This is a genomic window from Filobacillus milosensis (genome assembly GCF_004402015.1).
Classification (GTDB): Bacteria; Bacillota; Bacilli; order Bacillales; family Alkalibacillaceae; genus Filobacillus; species Filobacillus milosensis.
On record NZ_SOPW01000001.1, the window covers coordinates 273,236 to 290,401 of the forward strand.

Consider the following 17,166-nt stretch of genomic DNA (forward strand, 5'->3'; position numbering starts at 1 on the left):
AATCCATATATAAAGGGGTCAGAAGCATGAACGAAAAATTATTTGCTTTAGATATAGGTACCAGAAGTGTTGTAGGACTTATTTTAGAAAAAGAAGATCACCGATTCAAAGTAATAGAAATGGTTACTGAGGAGCACCGTGAACGCTCAATGTTAGACGGGCAAATACATAATATATTAGAAGTATCTCAAGTCATTCAAAAAGTAAAAGAAAAGTTGGAAGTAAAACATGGCCCACTTACTAAAGTATGCGTAGCTGCAGCTGGACGAGCCCTTAAAACTAAAAAAAGTACATATGTAACAAATATTACTGAACAACCACTTATGACACAAGAAGATATACTTCATCTAGAATTAGCAGCCGTTCAACAAGCCCAATACACTTTAGCTGAGGATGAACAACAACAAGAGAGTACCAATTACTATTGTGTTGGTTATTCAGTCCTCCATTATTATTTGGATGAAGAAGAGATTGGTTCGTTATTAGATCAACAAGGCGAGGAAGCGCGTGTAGATATTATTGCGACATTTTTACCTAAGGTTGTAGTTGATTCCTTATTATCTGCTTTAAAACGTGCAGATTTAGATATGGAAGCATTAACTTTAGAACCTATTGCTGCTATTCAAGTTTTGATTCCAGCATCTATGAGACGGTTAAATGTCGCTCTAGTGGATATCGGTGCCGGTACAAGCGACATTGCCTTGACTAGCGATGGTACCGTTACTGCTTATGGAATGGTACCTAAAGCTGGTGATGAGATTACTGAAGCTATTAGTGAAGAATACTTACTGGATTTTCATAGTGCTGAAGAAGTTAAGCGAGCAATTAATACACAAGATGTTATTGAGTTTGAAGATATTTTAGGTTTTAAAACAGAACTAAATAAAAAAGAAGTTGTACAATCAATTGAATCTTCTATAAACAGTCTAGCTAAAGCAATTTGCGAACAAATTTTATCACTTAATCAACAGTCACCTAAAGCTGTTATGTTAGTTGGGGGCGGAAGTTTAACCCCTGCTTTACCCGAGAAAATTTCTGACTTCTTACAGTTACCAAAGAACCGAGTAGCGATTCGTGGCATTGATGCGATACAAGTATTGGATGACAAGGATCAATTACCTGATAGCCCTGAGTATGTCACTCCAATTGGAATTGCCATCGCTGCCAAGCAAAACCCAATACACTATATCAGTGTAGAAGTTAATAACCGTACTATTCGTTTGTTTGACTTAAAACAACTATCAATTGGAGATTGCCTATTAGCAGCTGGTGTTCAGATGAACAAATTATATGGACGTCCTGGGATGGCAATCATGGTTGAACTCAATAATAGAAAAGTCACTTTACCTGGTACATTAGGTGAAGCTCCTATAATAACGATTAATGGACAAGAAGCTTCAGTTCAAGATGAAATCAAACACAATGATGTTATTCACGTAGAACAAGGCAAAGATGGTGAGTCTCCTTCTTATACTGTGCGCGATGTAGTTGGAGATTTGACAAATCTCACAGTATTCATAAACGATGAAAAATTTGAGCTAAAACCCCAAATCCAAGTAAATCAAAAGAATGTCTCAATTGATGTTGAATTACATGACGGCGATCGTATATATTGGGATAGTTCTAACACCTTAGAAGATGTGTTATTACAGTGCGGGTTTGAACATTACACTAATAAATTTAAACCATTTCATATAACATTCAATAATCATGAACAAACCATAAAAAAACAAATGATTACTGTATGTAGAAATAATCAACAGCTTAAATTATCAGATACAATAAATGATGGTGACCACTTATCCATCGAGGTCAGTGATTATTTGCCTATAAAAGATTTGTGTAATACCTTAGAAATAAAGAAGAAACAAGATATTAAGGTGTTTTACAACAATCGACCATTAACACTGACTAAAGAGTTAAATAATCTTTATATTAATGGAGAGAAAGCTCAAGACCAATCCTATGTTTATCCGGGGGATCAAATTATCTCTGAAGAAAAACGAGAAGAACCATTCATTTTTCAAGATATCTTTCGCTTTATAGAAATTGATTTAAACGAGATGGAAGGCCATCACTTCAAATTAATTCGTAATGGAGAAGAAGTTGGATTTATTGAAGAGATATATGATGGGGATCAACTTCAAATTAATTGGAGCACAACTATTAATACGTAACATGACAAAGCCTGTATCACTAATAGATACAGGCTTTTACAATAGCATTACTGTACAACTTTCTCTAATTTCTTTGCAGTGACATTCCAATGAGACGCATCAAAAATTACTTCACCATTTTTTATCAAGAATACCTGTGGTGATTCATGTTTAATTCCAAAGTATTCTGCAACGTAATCAGACAAGTCTCGATTTTCCTGAATATGAATGATATATGATGGAACCTCATGATTTTCATGGAACTTTACAAACTGACGCTTTGCTTTACTACTAATTGGACAAGTTAAGCTATGTTTTAGTAAAACCAATGATGCATTATTTTTTACAGCTTGTTCAAAAGCTTCTTTTGTAGTAAGTAATTCCATGACAAAAACTCCTTTTTTAATAAAACTATGTTAAAAGTTGATTGTTGATTCTACGAACCGCTACAGGCGGACGCTTTCCGCGGGCAAGGCCTCAACGAAGGTACTTCACTGAATAATCCTCATTGCACCTTTGCACCGAGGAAGCTTTCTACGAAGCATCACTAGTAGACGCAGGTGCACCTACCGTGATTTTCGGCTCGTGCTGTTCCTGCGAAGACCCGAACGGTCAAGTGTCGACGTTGGCAACAAATGCTACTTGAATTACGTATTTGCATTAGTTTGCGCCGAGTAACCGCAGGCGCAGGACGTGGCCGCAGTTAGTCGACCAGGAGTCGCCGCCTTTCGCTTTTCGCCGAAAAATACGAACTTTTTCTATATTATATCAACACTCAACAATTAAAGTGCTAATAAGAAAAGTAAAAAGTTGTTGGCTTGATTACCAACAACTTTTAATATAGATATAATTTTACTTATTATTTACCGAATGTTCAAATGTTCTATCTGCTTCTAAACGGTCTAGCTCCTCAGCTGCTTCCTCAATTGCTTCTGCAACTTCTTGAGCTTCTTTATCATTTTTATTAAACTTCTCATCTTTAATTTGATTTACGCGGTCTTGTAACTCAACTGTTTTATCTTTTACTCGGTCTGAAATGTCTCGGCTTCTTTCTTGAATTTGTGTAGACCACTCTGTACCCTTGTCGTATGCTACATCTTTCCATTCGGTAGCACGTTCGCGAACTTGCTGAGCACCTGTGTTAATATCTTCTCTCATTTCACGACCAGATTTTGGTGCAAATAATAGAGCTACGGAAGCACCCATAATTCCACCAATTAAACTCCCGATTAAAAAGTCTTTGCTATTAATATTTTCCTGATTTTGTGTTTCCTTTTCATTAGTCATACTCAAATTCCTCCTCTAAAATTATAAGAATTATTTTTCTTTATATCTTTTCCATAAATGAATAGCTGCTTCGCCCCACTTTATGGTTTGTGAGGTTTTTTCAGCATGATCATTTGCCTGGTCTTTTAACTCATCTGATAACTTCTGTAAAGAATCATTAAACTCCTGCACAGTATAACCAATTCCCTTAACACCATCGAATAATGTGTTAAGTTTATCAGTTTTAACAGAAATGTCTGCTGCTAAATGATTAGTTTTCTTCAATAACTCCGTCGTTTCATATGTAATGCCCTGCATTTGGTTTTCAATACCTTCTACAGTGTTGGCTACATGATGGAACGTTTTTCTAACTGATACTAGCGTATAGGAAATATAAATCGCTAAAATTAGAAATGCAATTGCTGCAACTAAAGCGGAGATATGTAATAGATTCATTACTTACACAACCTTCCTATATCTGTTTATATTTAATCTATACCCGAATTTCTTTATTGTCAAACAAGTCTGAGTTTATTTTTATAATTTCACTTAAAATTTGTGTTAAAATAGTTTTAATAAACTTATTCAAAGGTAGGGGAAATTATGCGAGATCCAAGAATAAACAAACTAGCCGATTTATTAGTAAATTACTCAGTTCGTCTACAAAAGAACGAGAAGCTTTTAATAGAAAATACAGGATTACAACAAGAGTTAGTATCTGCAATTATTGAAAAAGCATACGAAGCTGGAGGACATCCTTTTGTAGAATTAAAAGATCCTAAAGTCATGCGATCATTATTAAAGGGTGCCAATGAAGATCAACTTAAGGCTTGGGAAAAATATGAAGCTACAGTTATGGAAGATATGGATGCTTACTTAGCGATTCGTTCAGGTGATAATATCAACGAATTATCTGATGTACCAAGTGAAAACAATAAATTATATGGACAAACTGTCGGAAAAGTCCATCGTAATATCCGCGTTCCTAAAACAAAGTGGTGTGTCCTACGTTACCCTAACGACTCAATGGCTCAACTGGCAAGCATGAGTACAGAAGCCTTTGAGGATTTTTATTTTAATGTTTGTACATTAGATTATGACAAAATGAATAAAGCGATGGATGCATTAGTTAAGAAAATGGACGAAACTGATGAGGTTCACATTAAAGGACCAGGAACGGACCTTAAGTTCTCCATTAAAGATATTCCAAAAATTAAATGTGCTGGTCAAATGAATATACCTGATGGTGAAGTTTATACAGCACCTGTACGAGATTCTGTTAATGGTACATTATCGTATAATACTCCATCACCTTATCAAGGGTTCGTATATGAAAATGTACAATTAACATTCGAAAACGGCAAGATTGTTGATGCTAAAGCTAATGATACTGATCGTATTAATGAAGTGTTAGATAGTGATGAAGGTGCACGATACATTGGTGAATTTGCTATTGGAATTAACCCATACATTTTACACCCAATGAAAGATATCTTGTTTGACGAAAAGATTGATGGCAGCTTCCACTTCACTCCTGGTCAAGCATATGATGATGCCTATAATGGTAATGATTCATCAGTTCACTGGGATATGGTTTGTATCCAACGTGAAGATTATGGTGGCGGGGAAATGTACTTTAATGGTGAATTAGTTCGTAAAAACGGACGCTTCGTCATCCCTGAATTAGAAGGTTTGAACCCAGAAAATCTAAAATAATAGCAAATTAAATGAACAAACCAGTTATATTTATACCATAACTGGTTTGTTTTTATTGATGTCACTCGTCACTAGTATCAAATTGTCTAATGTCACCAAAATAATAAACTCACTCACAAAATTAATTGTGAGTGAGTTTATATTAAGCTAACTGCTTAAATTCTTCTTCATATTTCTGGATATCTCCAGCTCCCATAAATAAGATGACACTATTCTGGTGCTGTTTCAAAATATCTGTCTCACCTTCTAGTAAGAGCTCAGAACCATCGATTTTTTCCTGTAAATCCTGAATTTTGAAAACTCCTGATTTTTCACGAGCGGAAGCGAATATATCACATAAATATATATGGTCAGCACTGGACAAACTTTGTGCAAATTCATCCAAAAATTGCTTCGTACGTGTAAATGTATGTGGTTGAAAGACAGCAACAATATCTTTATCAGGATACTTTTTCTTAGCAGAATCAATTGTTGCTTCAATTTCTTTAGGGTGGTGTGCATAATCATCTATTAATATCTGGCCATTCTTCCATTCAGTTTCAGTAAATCGACGTTTAACTCCAGGAAATGTTTTTAAATGGCTAATTTGTTTCGCTGTGAAACTTTCGTATTGCATTAGAGCAATCACACTTAGTGCATTCAGTACACTATGGTTGCCGTAAGTAGGTATTGTAAATGTTTCATAATAAGTACTTCTTACATAAACATCGAACGTTGTGCCCTCAGCAGATTCACCGATGTCTTTCGCCTGAAAGTCGTTACCTTCTGAAAAACCATAATATACGACAGGTACTTTGGCTTGGATTTGCTGCAAGTACTCATCATCTCCACAAGCAATAATTCCTTTTTTAACTTTTAGGGCCATCGATTGAAATGCGTCAAAAACATCTTCAACACTTCTAAAATAATCTGGATGATCAAAATCGATGTTAGTCATAATCGCATAATCTGGCTCATAAGCCAAAAAGTGCCTGCGATATTCACAAGCTTCAAAAATAAAATATTCGCTCTCAGGGTGGCCATTGCCCGTGCCATCACCAATCAAATAAGAGGTTGGTATATTCTGTTTCAACGTATGAGCTAATAAGCCTGTTGTTGAAGTTTTTCCATGTGCACCAGTAACTGCTACACTAGTGTATTTCTTTAACCATTCGCCTAAAAATTCATGGTAGCGATAGAATTCAAGCCCTAATTCTTTTGCTTTTACGATTTCTTCATGTTCATCATTAAATGCATTGCCAGCAATGATTGTTAATCCTTCGGTAATATTAGATTCATCAAAAGGAAGAACAGTAATATCTTTATCCCTTAATGCATCTTCAGTAAATATATGTTTTTCTATATCTGAACCTTGAACAGTTTCTCCTGAATCATGTAAGATTTGGGCTAATGAACTCATTCCTGTACCTTTGATTCCAATAAAATGGTAAGTCGGCATCAATCGAACCCCCGCTTATTCATCATGTATATAGTATATGCTAAACTATTTTATTTTGCTTTAATACATTATAGCAAAATTATTCAATAAATACATTAATACTAATGTATGAAAAAATAAAAGATTGATTGCTAAAGCAATCAACCTTTATTAACTGGAAAATCTACTTTCTCTAAACGAGGATTATAATTAAATTTTCGACCTTCTTTAGCTTCTTCTTCCCCGTTTAATATTACATTATCACCTGTAAAACCTATATTAATTTTTAGCAGATTATTACCCACTCCGTACATATCAACAGGCACACCAAGTGATTCAAATCGCTTAATTTTTTCTTCATTGAATCCACCACTGGCAACAATCTTAACATGATTAAATCCTTCCTGGTCCAATGCATCCCTTAATGCAAAAATCAGCTGTGGGTTAACACCTCTTGGGTCAAATGATCCCATGATTTGAGGATTGCGGAAGAAGTAATGATCAACCATGTTTTTAGATGTATCAATTCTTACACCTTTTAATTCATCACCAAAATGTCTTGCTACTTTAAGTGAATCAGTTATAACATCGTTATTATAGTCAACGAGTGCTACTAAATCATCTTCTGGAAAAGTATCTTGATAAGCTTCTGTAGCTTTAACGATATCACCTTTAAACATCTGAATTAATGCGTGAGGCATCGTACCCATCCCTTGTTTCCCCCACCATTCATTCATTGCGTGAGTCGCTTGTGCTGTTGAACCGCCAATAAACGCCGCATAACCATCACCCGCTTGCTGAGTATAATGGTCATCTCGATCACCCATAAAAATGACAGGCTTATCCGAACCAGCTGATTTGGCTGCCGTCACAACCTTATATACATTGGTTGCAACTGACGTTCTGCGAGATAAAATCCCATCAACAATACCTTCCAAATACCCAAAGTTTTGGTAGGGTCCTTTGACTGTTAAAACTGACTCGTATGGACTTACACGATCTCCATCTTGCAGGGCATGGATTTCTAAATCTTCGGGCTTATCTGCAAACGTATGAAGTAAAGCAATGGCTTCATCTGTTCCGCATAAAACAGCATCCCGTTTCTGAAAGAACTGCATGGTAACTTCATTATCTTCAAGATGCTTCTCTACAATCTTCTTAGTTTTAAGGAAATAAACAGCTGAAAACCAACCCTCACCAACACGTTGATCAAATTTAAACGTTTCATTCGTTAAGCGCTTGATTTTCCCCTGATGTTTCAAAGTAAACTCTTTCATCGTATATCCCTCATCCATCATTTTACTAAAGTAGAACATCTAATTAGATAGTAACGACTTGCCCACTATTTGACAAGTTCCCTTGCTAATTAAAAGTTAAATGGTGAACCTACTTCTGAATCATCTTCTAGCACAAGTATTCCTTTTTTCTCACTCGAGTTAGGTAAATTTAATTCTTTCGCTGAACAAATCATACCTTTAGAATCTACTCCGCGTAGTTGAGAGTCCTTAATTTCCATTCCACTAGGCATGGTAGCTCCCACTTTAGCAACTACTACTTTTTGGCCTGCATCTACATTTGGAGCACCACATACAATTTGTAGTTCTTCATCCCCAACATCAACTTGACAAACATTTAACTTAGAAGCATTTTCATGTGGCGTCATCTCTTTAACATAACCTACAACGAATTTTGGTGTTAAATCTAAATCTAGTGCGTCCTTCACACCGTTTTGATCAAATATATTCTTGACTTGGCTCACCAAGTCTTCATTAACATTTAATGGCCCATTACCTTCTAATGTCAAATAGTTTGAAACATTGAAGATATTATAACCTAACAGTTCGCCCGATTCATGTGTTAATCGAACCACATCTCCAACCTTTTCACTATTAACTTTCCCTTCTTCTTGCTTTAAAGTAACAATTAATACATCACCAATACCTTGGGGATTATAAACAAATTGCATTATCTCCTACTCCTTATCTTTAGGTTTATTTTGAGCTAGAATAAATATCGGCTCTAACTTTTTATTTTCATATAGAAATGGTAAGGACGTAATTGGAATCTGCCCTTCTGCGAAGAATTGCATCATCATTTGCGCTAAGATATCATAACCTGTTTTATTTTTTACATCAACGAAAATTAACACATCCTGGTGCGGAACACCAACAGCCAATTCACCTTCTACTTTACTTGCCATCTCTTCTAATAATGCTTCATTTAAAATACGACTAGCGTCATAGCCGTCCTTTGATGATAAGAAATAAAACACATTTTCGGCTACTTCTTCCTGCTTCATATCAGTAGATAAGCGTCTAATATTAAACATCGCTACTTCTTTAACACGTTCTTCTTCCCAATTTTCTTGTTTCAGCATCTGTTCATCAATCAATCGATATGATTTTCCTAAATCTATTGCAAAATAAACTCTTGTTTCAGCCGTATGATCACTAAAAATTAAACGATGACCACTTTTAGATTCTTTAGGAAAAGATCCTGAACGAATAACAGGAAAGATATTTGCTTCTTTACCTTCTAATGTTTGTTCTTCATTCATAATCGTTAGAGCTTCACGAATGTGGTTTTCAATCTCATCTAACGCCTCTTCTTTACGGTTTTCCCATTTAGAAATAATACCGGGCAGTGAGATTGTCACCCCTTCTTTACTATCCTTCCACTCTATGCGAAGTGTATCTTGATCACGATCAAAGTGCGTCTGCCATTCATCGTGTTTAAATCGTTCTTCTAATTTTCTTTTCATTTGTATACTTGTCATTTTCATATTTTTCGCCTCCTTTTACCGAAGCCACACTAGCCATTATTTTACCATTTTATCAAAAAAGAAAAAAGCATGACTGTTTGGGAACAGACATGCTTCGTTCATTAAGCATCCAATTTCATATCACCGAATTTAATAATACCCTTCTTTCTTAAAATCTCAGATAAGATTAAACTAATCAATGCTGGTGCAAGTATATGTAAAAATAATATAATCATGAATATGTCAGTTGTAAAACCCATTGTTCTTAGAGTCATGATTGGCCCAACTAATCCACTAGTTCCCATCCCTGCTCCTGCCGCATTGTTTTCTAATTGTAACCAGACCGTTGCAAAGGGTGCTAGTACTGCTCCTGCAACAGTGGGTGGAATTAAGATTGCGGGATTTTTCATGATATTAGCAACTTGTAACATAGAAGTGCCAATACCTTGAGAAATTAAGCCGCTTACCTTATTTTCACGAAAACTACTTACAGCAAAACCAATCATCTGAGCAGAGCATCCAACTGTTGCTGCACCCGCAGCTAAGCCTTCTAAGCCTAGCATTAAAGCAATCGCAACACTAGAGATAGGTGCTGTTAAAGCTAAACCCATTAATACTGCAACAACAATGCCCATAATAAAAGGTCTTAACTCGATTGCCCATTCGATAATACTCCCAAAAGCATCTAGAAATTCAGCAATTGGAACACCAATTAGGTTAGCCACAAAAAAGCCAACCATAATCGTGACAAAAGGCGTAACTATAATGTCTATTTTCGTTTCCTTACTTACTAATTTCCCTATTTCAATAGCTACTAAAGCTGCAACAAAACTTCCAGCTGGCCCTGCGCCTACAAAATCTGGATCAGCAGCATATGAACCCGCAAATAATGCACTGAACATAACTAATGGCGGAGCATTTAACCCATAAGCAACTGCTATACCAATTGCTCCTCCGTACACATAGCCCTGCATCGCATAACTGCCCGCTTCAACTAAGAACTGGGGTGCATAAGGAACTTCTTGTCCAATTGTTTGAATGATAACACCAATAATTAATGATGCGAATAAACCCAAAGCCATATAACTTAAGGCGGTAATGGCATAGGCTTGAAAACTAACTTCAACACCTTTTCGCTTAAGGAATGCCTTCAACACTAGTTCCTCCTAAACCTATACTTCTTAATTTTCATCAATAGATTTAATCATCATAATCATGTCTTCTACATCTTCTTCTACATCATCAGTTGTTGTAAGTGTAGACATTTTAATTCCACCAATACCAAGCTGTACTTCAATGTGATCTTCCTCACGGTCTTTCACACTAAAATAAGCAAATTCTTTTTCGTTTTCAAACGTACTTAAATAATCACTGTTATTTTTATCCTTTTTTAGATCATTATAAAACCATTTACTGTTTGGCTCCTCAAATTCATTTATGAATAAAATAAATGGTTGTTCATCTTTATAAAAGATTACATTATTTTTTCTCTCTTCGCCTAATTCAAATGTTTCTGGCTTATAAATCTTAAACTGATTTAATTCGAAATTTGTTTCTACAGTTTTGTTTGAAAGAAATACTTCTTTTAAACGATTATCGGCTTGATTCATGATTGATGACTCCGATTGTAAACAACCAGATAATAAACCAAAGACAATAAAGGACACCAACGCTAAAAATACTTTTTTTGTATTCACTTTCTCTCTCCCCTACAATTTTTAATATTTGACAAACCACTTTTTTCATTAGAAGATAATAAAAAATAGTTTTGGAGGTAATTTTTTCTATGAGTCTATCTATCTATTTAGCTGGACAAATTCATGATGATTGGCGTGAACAGTTAAAACAAAAATCTAAAGAGCAAAATCTGGACATTCAATTCTATGGACCACAAGAAGAACACGCTTTATCAGATGATATCGGCGAAAACATTTTAGATAAACAACCTAATCAAGTTTATCGTGATGATACTGGTGCCAGCATCAACAACTTCAGAACTGATATCATGATGAGTAAATCAGATGCAGTGATTGCATTATTTGGTGAATCTTATAAGCAGTGGAATACTGCTATGGATGCGGGTATTGCAATCGGATTGAATAAGCCTTTAATTTTAATTAGACCTGATTCACTCATTCACCCATTAAAGGAATTATCTAATAAAGCATCTGTTACTGTTGAAAACATTGATCAAGCACTTGAAGTATTAAAGTATTATTATAAATAATAGCTTAAGAGAGAGGGCAAGGGCCTTCTCTCTTTTTAATTTGTAATGGAAAAATGACTCGCTTTCCGCGGACGAACGGTTGAGCCGCTTCGAGCTTTCGCTCTGCAGGGTCTCAACACGTCCGTTTTTCCGCAGGAGTCTCGCCATTTTTCAATTGCTACACTAAAAATAGCTTACTAATATTTATTTGATCACAATTAAAACTTTTCAATTAAACATTCTTTCTAATTGAATCTACTGTTGATTGATCAACTTGCTTAATTAATTTCACTAATAGCTCTTTTGCCGCTGCGTAGTCATCAACATGTACAATTGAAGAGCTTGTGTGGATGTAACGAGAACATACACCAATTACAGCTGATGGTACCCCTTCATTGGACATATGAACACGTCCAGCATCTGTACCACCTTGAGAAATGAAATACTGATAGTTAATGTCATTAGATTCAGCTGTATCTAAAACAAAATCTCTCATACCTCTATGAGTCACCATTGAACGGTCAAAAATTCGAACAAGTGCACCTTTGCCTAAATGACCGAATTCTTTATCCTGTCCTGTCATATCATTCGCAGGTGAAGCATCTAATGCAAAGAATAGATCAGGCTGAATCATATTCGCTGCAGCTTGAGCTCCGCGAAGTCCTACTTCCTCTTGGACCGTTGCGCCTGAATAAAGCTCATGATTTAATGTCTCACCTTGAAGCTCTTTTAATAATTCAATCGATAAACCACAGCCGTATCGATTATCCCAAGCTTTAGCCATAATTTTCTTTTCATTTGCCATTGGTGTGAATGGACAAACCGGTAGAATAGGCTGGCCTGGTTTAACACCAATGCTCTCTACATCTTCTTTATCATCTGCCCCAATATCAATTAACATATTTTTAATATCCATCGGTTTCTTACGTTGTTCAGGAGTTAAGTTATGTGGTGGGATTGAACCAATGACACCATCAACCGGTCCATTTTCTGTAATAACTTGAACACGTTGAGCTAATAGAACTTGGTTCCACCATCCACCTAATGGCTGAAAACGAAGCATGCCGTTTTTTGTCACTTGTGTAACCATGAATCCGACCTCATCCATATGGCCAGCTACCATAACTTTAGGTCCATTTCCTTTTCTTACACCGAACACGCCACCTAAACGGTCTTGTACAATTTCATCTGAGTACTTCTCTAACTCTTGCTTCATATATTGTCTGACTTGATGTTCGTTGCCGGGAGCACCGGGTAATTCTGTCAAAGTTTTAAACATGTCTAAAGTCTCTTGATTCATTATGTATCACTCCGATTTTTATATGTTCTTCTATTATTTTATCGAAAAAGAGTGAATTATTCCAATCTATATTTATAATTATTTTTATTCTAGTTTTTTTATTTGTATAATAGTAATAATGATACAGCTTGGTAGGATGGAGTGATAATTGATGAAATGGTATAAATTAATTGCTCCAACAGCAATTGGATTAACTGTTGGAACCATTATCGGGAAAAAAGTTAAAGATCGTTGGCTTTTCCCTGAAGTAGCTTTAAAGAAAGTTAAAGAGTCTTTTAAAGAAAATGGGCCAATTAGCGGTTCTTGGATTCTGATGGAATTGAAAGAATTGAAAAAAGATGATGAACTAATTAAGGTTTACCGAGGCGGTGTCTCCAGAAACATTGATGGACAAACGATTCAATATGAATTCTATGTCGATGCTGCGAATGGAGAAATCGTAGAAATTAATCATTTATAATGAATTATTCGAAACTTATCAAGATTATTCTTGGTAAGTTTCTTTTTTATTACATAATTTAACCAATAGTAGCGAACAATATCATTACATTTTAAACATTAGGGAGGCTTCATATATGACAGATGAAGAAAAGCATCTTACCGACGAATCCAGAAGAAAATTCCTAAAGAATTCGGGTTATTTTGCAGGAGGATTAGTGGGTGGTGGAATTCTTGGCTCAGTCATAGGCTGGCAAATAGATGATCCCAATCAAAATCAAACTCAGGATAACCCAAACAATCAAGATAGTAAACCTGACTACAATCAAGCACTTAAATTTTTTCAAAATCAAGAGGAGTTTGAATTAATTAGTGCTGCAGCTGAGCGGATATTTCCTGAAGATGAAAATGGACCAGGTGCTATTGGTCTAGGGGTTGCTTATTTTATAGATCATGAATTAGCAGGTGATTATGGAAATAATGAAAAAATGTATATGCATGGTCCATTTAAAGAAGGGACAGCTTATCAAGGTTTCCAAAGTCGACTAAAACGCAAAGAAATATTTAGAGAAGGTATGAAAGCTATAGAGCGTGAAAGTCAAGGTTCGTTTGATGATTCCTTTGTCAATTTAGATGCTGAACAGCAAGATGAAATCTTACAAAAGTTTGCGAATGACAAAGTGAAAATGCGCGGCGCTATGCCTTCCACATTTTTCAGTTTATTAAAAGAATCTACACTCGCCGGGGCATTCGCCGACCCATTATACGGGGGCAATTTAAATATGGATGGCTGGCGCATGAAAGAATTTCCTGGCAGCCAAATGAGTTACTTGAATGAAATTGAAAGTGAAGAATTTGTTCAAATAGAACCACAATCATTATATAAGCACTTACACTAAGGAGGAACATCATGGCTAAACAACTAAATAAAGTCGATGTCGTGACAGTCGGTGTAGGTTGGACTGGCGGGATCATTGCAGCAGAACTCACTAAAGCTGGATATAACGTAGTGGGGTTAGAACGTGGAGAAGACCGCTCGACTAGAGATTTTCAAATGATTCATGATGAGTATCGATATGATATTCGCTATGGACTAATGCAAGATACTTCAAAAGAGACAATTTCTTTTAGAAATAACTTGAATGAATCAGCATTGCCTATGAGGCAATTAGGTTCGTTCTTACCCGGTTCTGGAGTAGGTGGCGCAGGAGTCCACTGGAATGGTCAAACATGGCGCTTTCTCCCATATGACCTTGAAATTAAATCAATGACAGATAAAAAATATGGTCCTGATAAATTAAAAGGTGACTACACTTATCAAGATTGGGGCATAAGTTACAAGGAACTGGAACCTTATTTTTATAAGTTTGAACAAACAGCTGGGATTAGTGGTGAAGACAATCCAAAAGGTGCTCCGAGAAGTAATGATTACCCAACACCGCCAATGAAAAGCACACCAATTCTAGATTTATTTAAAAATGCTTCAAAAAATTTGGGATATCATCCTATTCAGATGCCAAGTGCCAATCTTTCGGAGCAATTTAAGAACCCTGATGGAGAAACAATTAACCAATGTCAGTATTGTGGGTTCTGTGAAAGATTCGGTTGTGAGTACGGAGCCAAGTCTTCACCTAATGTGACGGTTATTCCTACTGCTAAGAAAACAGGTAAATTTGAATTAAGAACGCAAGCGAATGTGGTTGAAATAATAAGCGAAGGCGGCAAAGCAACTGGAGTCAGGTATGTCGATGTCGTTTCAGGAGAAGAATTTATTCAGCCTGCTGATGTTGTTGTATTAACAAGCTATGTTCTCAATAATACTCGCCTGCTTTTACAATCTAACATTGGTCGACCATATAATCCTGAAACAGGACAAGGCGTTATAGGTAAAAACTATTGTTATCAAATTCTGCCTGCTGCAGTTGGATTCTTTGAAGAGAAAAAGTTCAACACCTTTATGGGTGCAGGTTCATTAGGTGCAACCATCGATGATTTTAATGGCGATAATTTTGATCATAGTGATTTAGACTTTATCCATGGTGGATCAATCTCCATCACTCAAACAGGTAGAAGACCAATTGCATCGAATGCTACACCAAGTGGTACGCCAGAGTGGGGTAAAGAATTCAAGCAAAAATCTATTCATTACTTTAATCGATCTTTAAGTATTGTGTCTCAGGGTGCATCTATTCCTCATCGCCAAAACTATATGGACCTTGATCCAACTTATAAAGACTTTTATGGCAACCCGCTTTTACGATTAACCTATGATTTCACTGATCAGGACCGCAAACTCCATAAGCACATTACAAAAGTTTGTGGTGAGATTATGAGTGAAATGGGTGCAGATACAGTTGAAGAAGCTGAGATCAGCGAACATTACAGTATTGTTCCATATCAAACCACACACAATACAGGTGGCGTAATCATGGGAGCTGATCCAGAAACATCAGCTGTGAATAATTATCTACAAATGTGGGATTCAGAGAGCCTATTTGTAGTTGGAGCTTCAGCCTTTGCTCATAACGGAGGTTATAACCCTACTGGTACAGTAGGCGCTTTGGCGTATAGATCAGCAGAAGGAATTAAAAAATATCTTGAACAAGGCGGCGGACAATTAGTTCAAAGTAAAACTAAAAGTAACTTAGCTTAATCTGAAAGGAGGGGCCTCAATGGGCATCTCTACAATTGGAATTCCGGGGTTAATCTTAATTCTCATTATTACATTAATTGTATTTGGACCAAAAAAATTGCCTGAAATCGGCTCGGCTATTGGACAGACGTTATCTGAGTTTAAAAAGTCCGCTAATCATTTAATTGAAGAACCGACAAATCAGTCGCTGCAGGACGAGAATAAAAAAGAATAACAATTATGATTGAGCATTAAATTGCGGAAGCAATTTGATGCTCAAATTTTTGCGTGCGTGAATAAGTGGCGAATAATCCTGTTAACGACTAAATCTCAAAAAGTAGCGAATAAACCACCTTACTCTGGTGCCACTAGTTCTACTTTTATTCTATCCGGATCTTCAAAATACACAGCATAATAATTATCTCCCCCAGCGTAAGGGTGTTAATCTGAGTAGAGAATATTTACTTCTCTTTTTTTCAATTTATCCGTCATTTCATCTACGAACTCTCGTGAGTCTGCATGAAAAGCCAGATGATTAAGTCCTACTCGACACCTATGATATGGAGGGTCCAGAAACCGATCTTCTGCTTGAACAAAAACGAGGTAAGTATCACTTAGTTTCCAACTATGTCCACTTTCCCATTTCTGATAGGAAGTATACCCTAGTTCTTCTAGAAACCATCCCCAAAACTCAACAGTTCGTTCTAAATTTGATACATAGATCTCTATATGGTGTAATAATCCCTTCTGCAAAAAAAATGCTCCCTTCTATTCTTTCTTCCTAGTCATTAGTTATTTTTAATAATCCACGAACGTAATTTCTCTGCATAGAAAATTCGTTCTTCCGGATCAGTAAAAGAACCTTTCGTATGATAGAGACAATCATTGTCATATCTTGGATAAACATGAAGATGATAATGCCAGACGTCTTGATTTCCAGCAGGTTCATTGTGTTGCCTGGTAGAAATACCATCACATTCATATGTATCTTTCATAGCAAACGCCACCAACTGAGCACCTCTGTGAATTTCTGCAGCGATGTCTGCTGGAAGTTCATATATATTTTCGTAATGTTCATTAGGAACTACAAGAACATGCCCCTTGTTGTTTGGCCACCATTTACTTGCAATAAATACTGTTATATATTCATTTTGATAAATAATGTCTCTTTGTTTCGTTCCTTTATTTGGTCTCTCGACACCTGAAACAACTCGGCAAAATGGACACTCGTAACCTTCAGGCTTATGCGAATACTCCAGCACGTCTCAACGCCC

General features: G+C 36.1%; 18 protein-coding genes and 1 pseudogene. 7 read left to right on the plus strand and 12 right to left on the minus strand.

From position 1 onward, the window contains the following. Window positions 1-26: 26 nt before the first annotated feature. Window positions 27-2,177: a cell division protein FtsA gene (locus E3U55_RS01375; RefSeq protein ID WP_134338531.1), complete on the plus strand. Its 2,151-nt coding sequence runs from the start codon at window positions 27-29 to the stop codon at window positions 2,175-2,177. A gap of 47 nt (window positions 2,178-2,224) precedes the next feature. Here the strand turns inward: E3U55_RS01375 and ytxJ are convergent, their stop codons facing one another. From ytxJ to E3U55_RS01390, 3 genes are all read right to left on the minus strand, one after another. Then, on the minus strand, window positions 2,225-2,542 hold the full coding sequence (gene ytxJ, locus E3U55_RS01380) for a bacillithiol system redox-active protein YtxJ (RefSeq protein ID WP_134338532.1): 318 nt from the start codon (window positions 2,540-2,542) through the stop codon (window positions 2,225-2,227). Between the two features lie 466 nt (window positions 2,543-3,008). Then, a complete protein-coding gene (locus E3U55_RS01385; RefSeq protein WP_134338533.1) occupies window positions 3,009-3,443 on the minus strand; it encodes a YtxH domain-containing protein in 435 nt (144 codons plus the stop codon). Window positions 3,444-3,473: 30 nt separating this feature from the next. Next, window positions 3,474-3,878 carry a DUF948 domain-containing protein gene (locus E3U55_RS01390; protein WP_134338534.1) on the minus strand — a complete coding sequence of 135 codons (405 nt, stop codon included), beginning with the start codon at window positions 3,876-3,878 and terminating at the stop codon, window positions 3,474-3,476. Window positions 3,879-4,025: 147 nt separating this feature from the next. Here E3U55_RS01390 and E3U55_RS01395 point away from each other — a divergent pair, with 147 nt between their 5' ends. Then, the gene (locus E3U55_RS01395; RefSeq protein ID WP_134338535.1) at window positions 4,026-5,138 is read left to right on the plus strand and encodes an aminopeptidase; all 1,113 of its coding nucleotides are present in this window, start codon (window positions 4,026-4,028) and stop codon (window positions 5,136-5,138) included. 142 nt (window positions 5,139-5,280) lie between these two features. On the opposite strand, the gene murC is transcribed toward E3U55_RS01395, so the two are convergent. From murC to E3U55_RS01425, 6 genes are all read right to left on the minus strand, one after another. Next, the gene (gene murC, locus E3U55_RS01400) at window positions 5,281-6,576 is read right to left on the minus strand and encodes a UDP-N-acetylmuramate--L-alanine ligase (RefSeq protein WP_134338536.1); all 1,296 of its coding nucleotides are present in this window, start codon (window positions 6,574-6,576) and stop codon (window positions 5,281-5,283) included. Window positions 6,577-6,716: 140 nt separating this feature from the next. Further along, on the minus strand, window positions 6,717-7,832 hold the full coding sequence (locus tag E3U55_RS01405) for a nicotinate phosphoribosyltransferase (RefSeq protein ID WP_134338537.1): 1,116 nt from the start codon (window positions 7,830-7,832) through the stop codon (window positions 6,717-6,719). An 89-nt stretch (window positions 7,833-7,921) separates the two neighbouring features. Next, window positions 7,922-8,521 (minus strand): YtpR family tRNA-binding protein, encoded by a 600-nt coding sequence (gene ytpR, locus E3U55_RS01410; RefSeq protein WP_134338538.1) that lies wholly within the window; start codon window positions 8,519-8,521, stop codon window positions 7,922-7,924. Window positions 8,522-8,527: 6 nt separating this feature from the next. Beyond that, window positions 8,528-9,337 (minus strand): DUF1444 domain-containing protein, encoded by an 810-nt coding sequence (locus E3U55_RS01415; RefSeq protein ID WP_134338539.1) that lies wholly within the window; start codon window positions 9,335-9,337, stop codon window positions 8,528-8,530. A gap of 101 nt (window positions 9,338-9,438) precedes the next feature. Then, window positions 9,439-10,470, minus strand: coding sequence for a PTS transporter subunit IIC (locus E3U55_RS01420; RefSeq protein ID WP_134338590.1), 1,032 nt, complete (start codon window positions 10,468-10,470; stop codon window positions 9,439-9,441). A gap of 27 nt (window positions 10,471-10,497) precedes the next feature. Next, window positions 10,498-11,013, minus strand: a complete 516-nt coding sequence (locus E3U55_RS01425) for a hypothetical protein (protein WP_134338540.1) — start codon at window positions 11,011-11,013, stop codon at window positions 10,498-10,500. Window positions 11,014-11,102: 89 nt separating this feature from the next. Here E3U55_RS01425 and E3U55_RS01430 point away from each other — a divergent pair, with 89 nt between their 5' ends. Further along, entirely contained in the window at window positions 11,103-11,543 is a 441-nt protein-coding gene (locus E3U55_RS01430) for a YtoQ family protein (RefSeq protein WP_134338541.1), read from the plus strand. Between the two features lie 211 nt (window positions 11,544-11,754). Here the strand turns inward: E3U55_RS01430 and E3U55_RS01435 are convergent, their stop codons facing one another. After that, the gene (locus E3U55_RS01435; RefSeq protein WP_134338542.1) at window positions 11,755-12,822 is read right to left on the minus strand and encodes a M42 family metallopeptidase; all 1,068 of its coding nucleotides are present in this window, start codon (window positions 12,820-12,822) and stop codon (window positions 11,755-11,757) included. Between the two features lie 151 nt (window positions 12,823-12,973). On the opposite strand from E3U55_RS01435, the gene E3U55_RS01440 reads away from it, so the two are divergent. The 4 genes from E3U55_RS01440 (at window position 12,974) to tatA (ending at window position 16,127) form a co-directional block, all read left to right on the plus strand. Further along, entirely contained in the window at window positions 12,974-13,282 is a 309-nt protein-coding gene (locus E3U55_RS01440) for a PepSY domain-containing protein (protein WP_134338543.1), read from the plus strand. A 115-nt stretch (window positions 13,283-13,397) separates the two neighbouring features. Further along, entirely contained in the window at window positions 13,398-14,159 is a 762-nt protein-coding gene (locus E3U55_RS01445; RefSeq protein ID WP_134338544.1) for a gluconate 2-dehydrogenase subunit 3 family protein, read from the plus strand. A gap of 11 nt (window positions 14,160-14,170) precedes the next feature. Next, window positions 14,171-15,913 carry a GMC family oxidoreductase gene (locus tag E3U55_RS01450; RefSeq protein ID WP_134338545.1) on the plus strand — a complete coding sequence of 581 codons (1,743 nt, stop codon included), beginning with the start codon at window positions 14,171-14,173 and terminating at the stop codon, window positions 15,911-15,913. Between the two features lie 19 nt (window positions 15,914-15,932). Continuing rightward, window positions 15,933-16,127 carry a twin-arginine translocase TatA/TatE family subunit gene (gene tatA, locus E3U55_RS01455; RefSeq protein ID WP_134338546.1) on the plus strand — a complete coding sequence of 65 codons (195 nt, stop codon included), beginning with the start codon at window positions 15,933-15,935 and terminating at the stop codon, window positions 16,125-16,127. A gap of 119 nt (window positions 16,128-16,246) precedes the next feature. Here the strand turns inward: tatA and E3U55_RS01460 are convergent. Next, window positions 16,247-16,645, minus strand: a pseudogene (locus E3U55_RS01460) (VOC family protein). A 35-nt stretch (window positions 16,646-16,680) separates the two neighbouring features. Continuing rightward, window positions 16,681-17,154, minus strand: a complete 474-nt coding sequence (locus tag E3U55_RS01465; RefSeq protein ID WP_134338547.1) for an HIT family protein — start codon at window positions 17,152-17,154, stop codon at window positions 16,681-16,683. Window positions 17,155-17,166 lie beyond the last annotated feature (12 nt).

Excerpts from the sequence above, each read along its gene's own strand:
- E3U55_RS01435 (WP_134338542.1), bottom strand. The coding sequence starts at position 12,822 with ATGAATCAAGAGACTTTAGACATGTTTAAAACTTTGACAGAATTACCC.
- E3U55_RS01385 (WP_134338533.1), bottom strand. The coding sequence starts at position 3,443 with ATGACTAATGAAAAGGAAACACAAAATCAGGAAAATATTAATAGCAAA.
- murC (WP_134338536.1), bottom strand. The coding sequence starts at position 6,576 with ATGCCGACTTACCATTTTATTGGAATCAAAGGTACAGGAATGAGTTCA.
- E3U55_RS01415 (WP_134338539.1), bottom strand. The coding sequence starts at position 9,337 with ATGAAAATGACAAGTATACAAATGAAAAGAAAATTAGAAGAACGATTT.
- ytxJ (WP_134338532.1), bottom strand. The coding sequence starts at position 2,542 with ATGGAATTACTTACTACAAAAGAAGCTTTTGAACAAGCTGTAAAAAAT.
- E3U55_RS01440 (WP_134338543.1), top strand. The coding sequence starts at position 12,974 with ATGAAATGGTATAAATTAATTGCTCCAACAGCAATTGGATTAACTGTT.
- ytpR (WP_134338538.1), bottom strand. The coding sequence starts at position 8,521 with ATGCAATTTGTTTATAATCCCCAAGGTATTGGTGATGTATTAATTGTT.
- E3U55_RS01430 (WP_134338541.1), top strand. The coding sequence starts at position 11,103 with ATGAGTCTATCTATCTATTTAGCTGGACAAATTCATGATGATTGGCGT.
- E3U55_RS01405 (WP_134338537.1), bottom strand. The coding sequence starts at position 7,832 with ATGAAAGAGTTTACTTTGAAACATCAGGGGAAAATCAAGCGCTTAACG.
- E3U55_RS01445 (WP_134338544.1), top strand. The coding sequence starts at position 13,398 with ATGACAGATGAAGAAAAGCATCTTACCGACGAATCCAGAAGAAAATTC.
- E3U55_RS01390 (WP_134338534.1), bottom strand. The coding sequence starts at position 3,878 with ATGAATCTATTACATATCTCCGCTTTAGTTGCAGCAATTGCATTTCTA.
- E3U55_RS01395 (WP_134338535.1), top strand. The coding sequence starts at position 4,026 with ATGCGAGATCCAAGAATAAACAAACTAGCCGATTTATTAGTAAATTAC.
- tatA (WP_134338546.1), top strand. The coding sequence starts at position 15,933 with ATGGGCATCTCTACAATTGGAATTCCGGGGTTAATCTTAATTCTCATT.
- E3U55_RS01450 (WP_134338545.1), top strand. The coding sequence starts at position 14,171 with ATGGCTAAACAACTAAATAAAGTCGATGTCGTGACAGTCGGTGTAGGT.
- E3U55_RS01375 (WP_134338531.1), top strand. The coding sequence starts at position 27 with ATGAACGAAAAATTATTTGCTTTAGATATAGGTACCAGAAGTGTTGTA.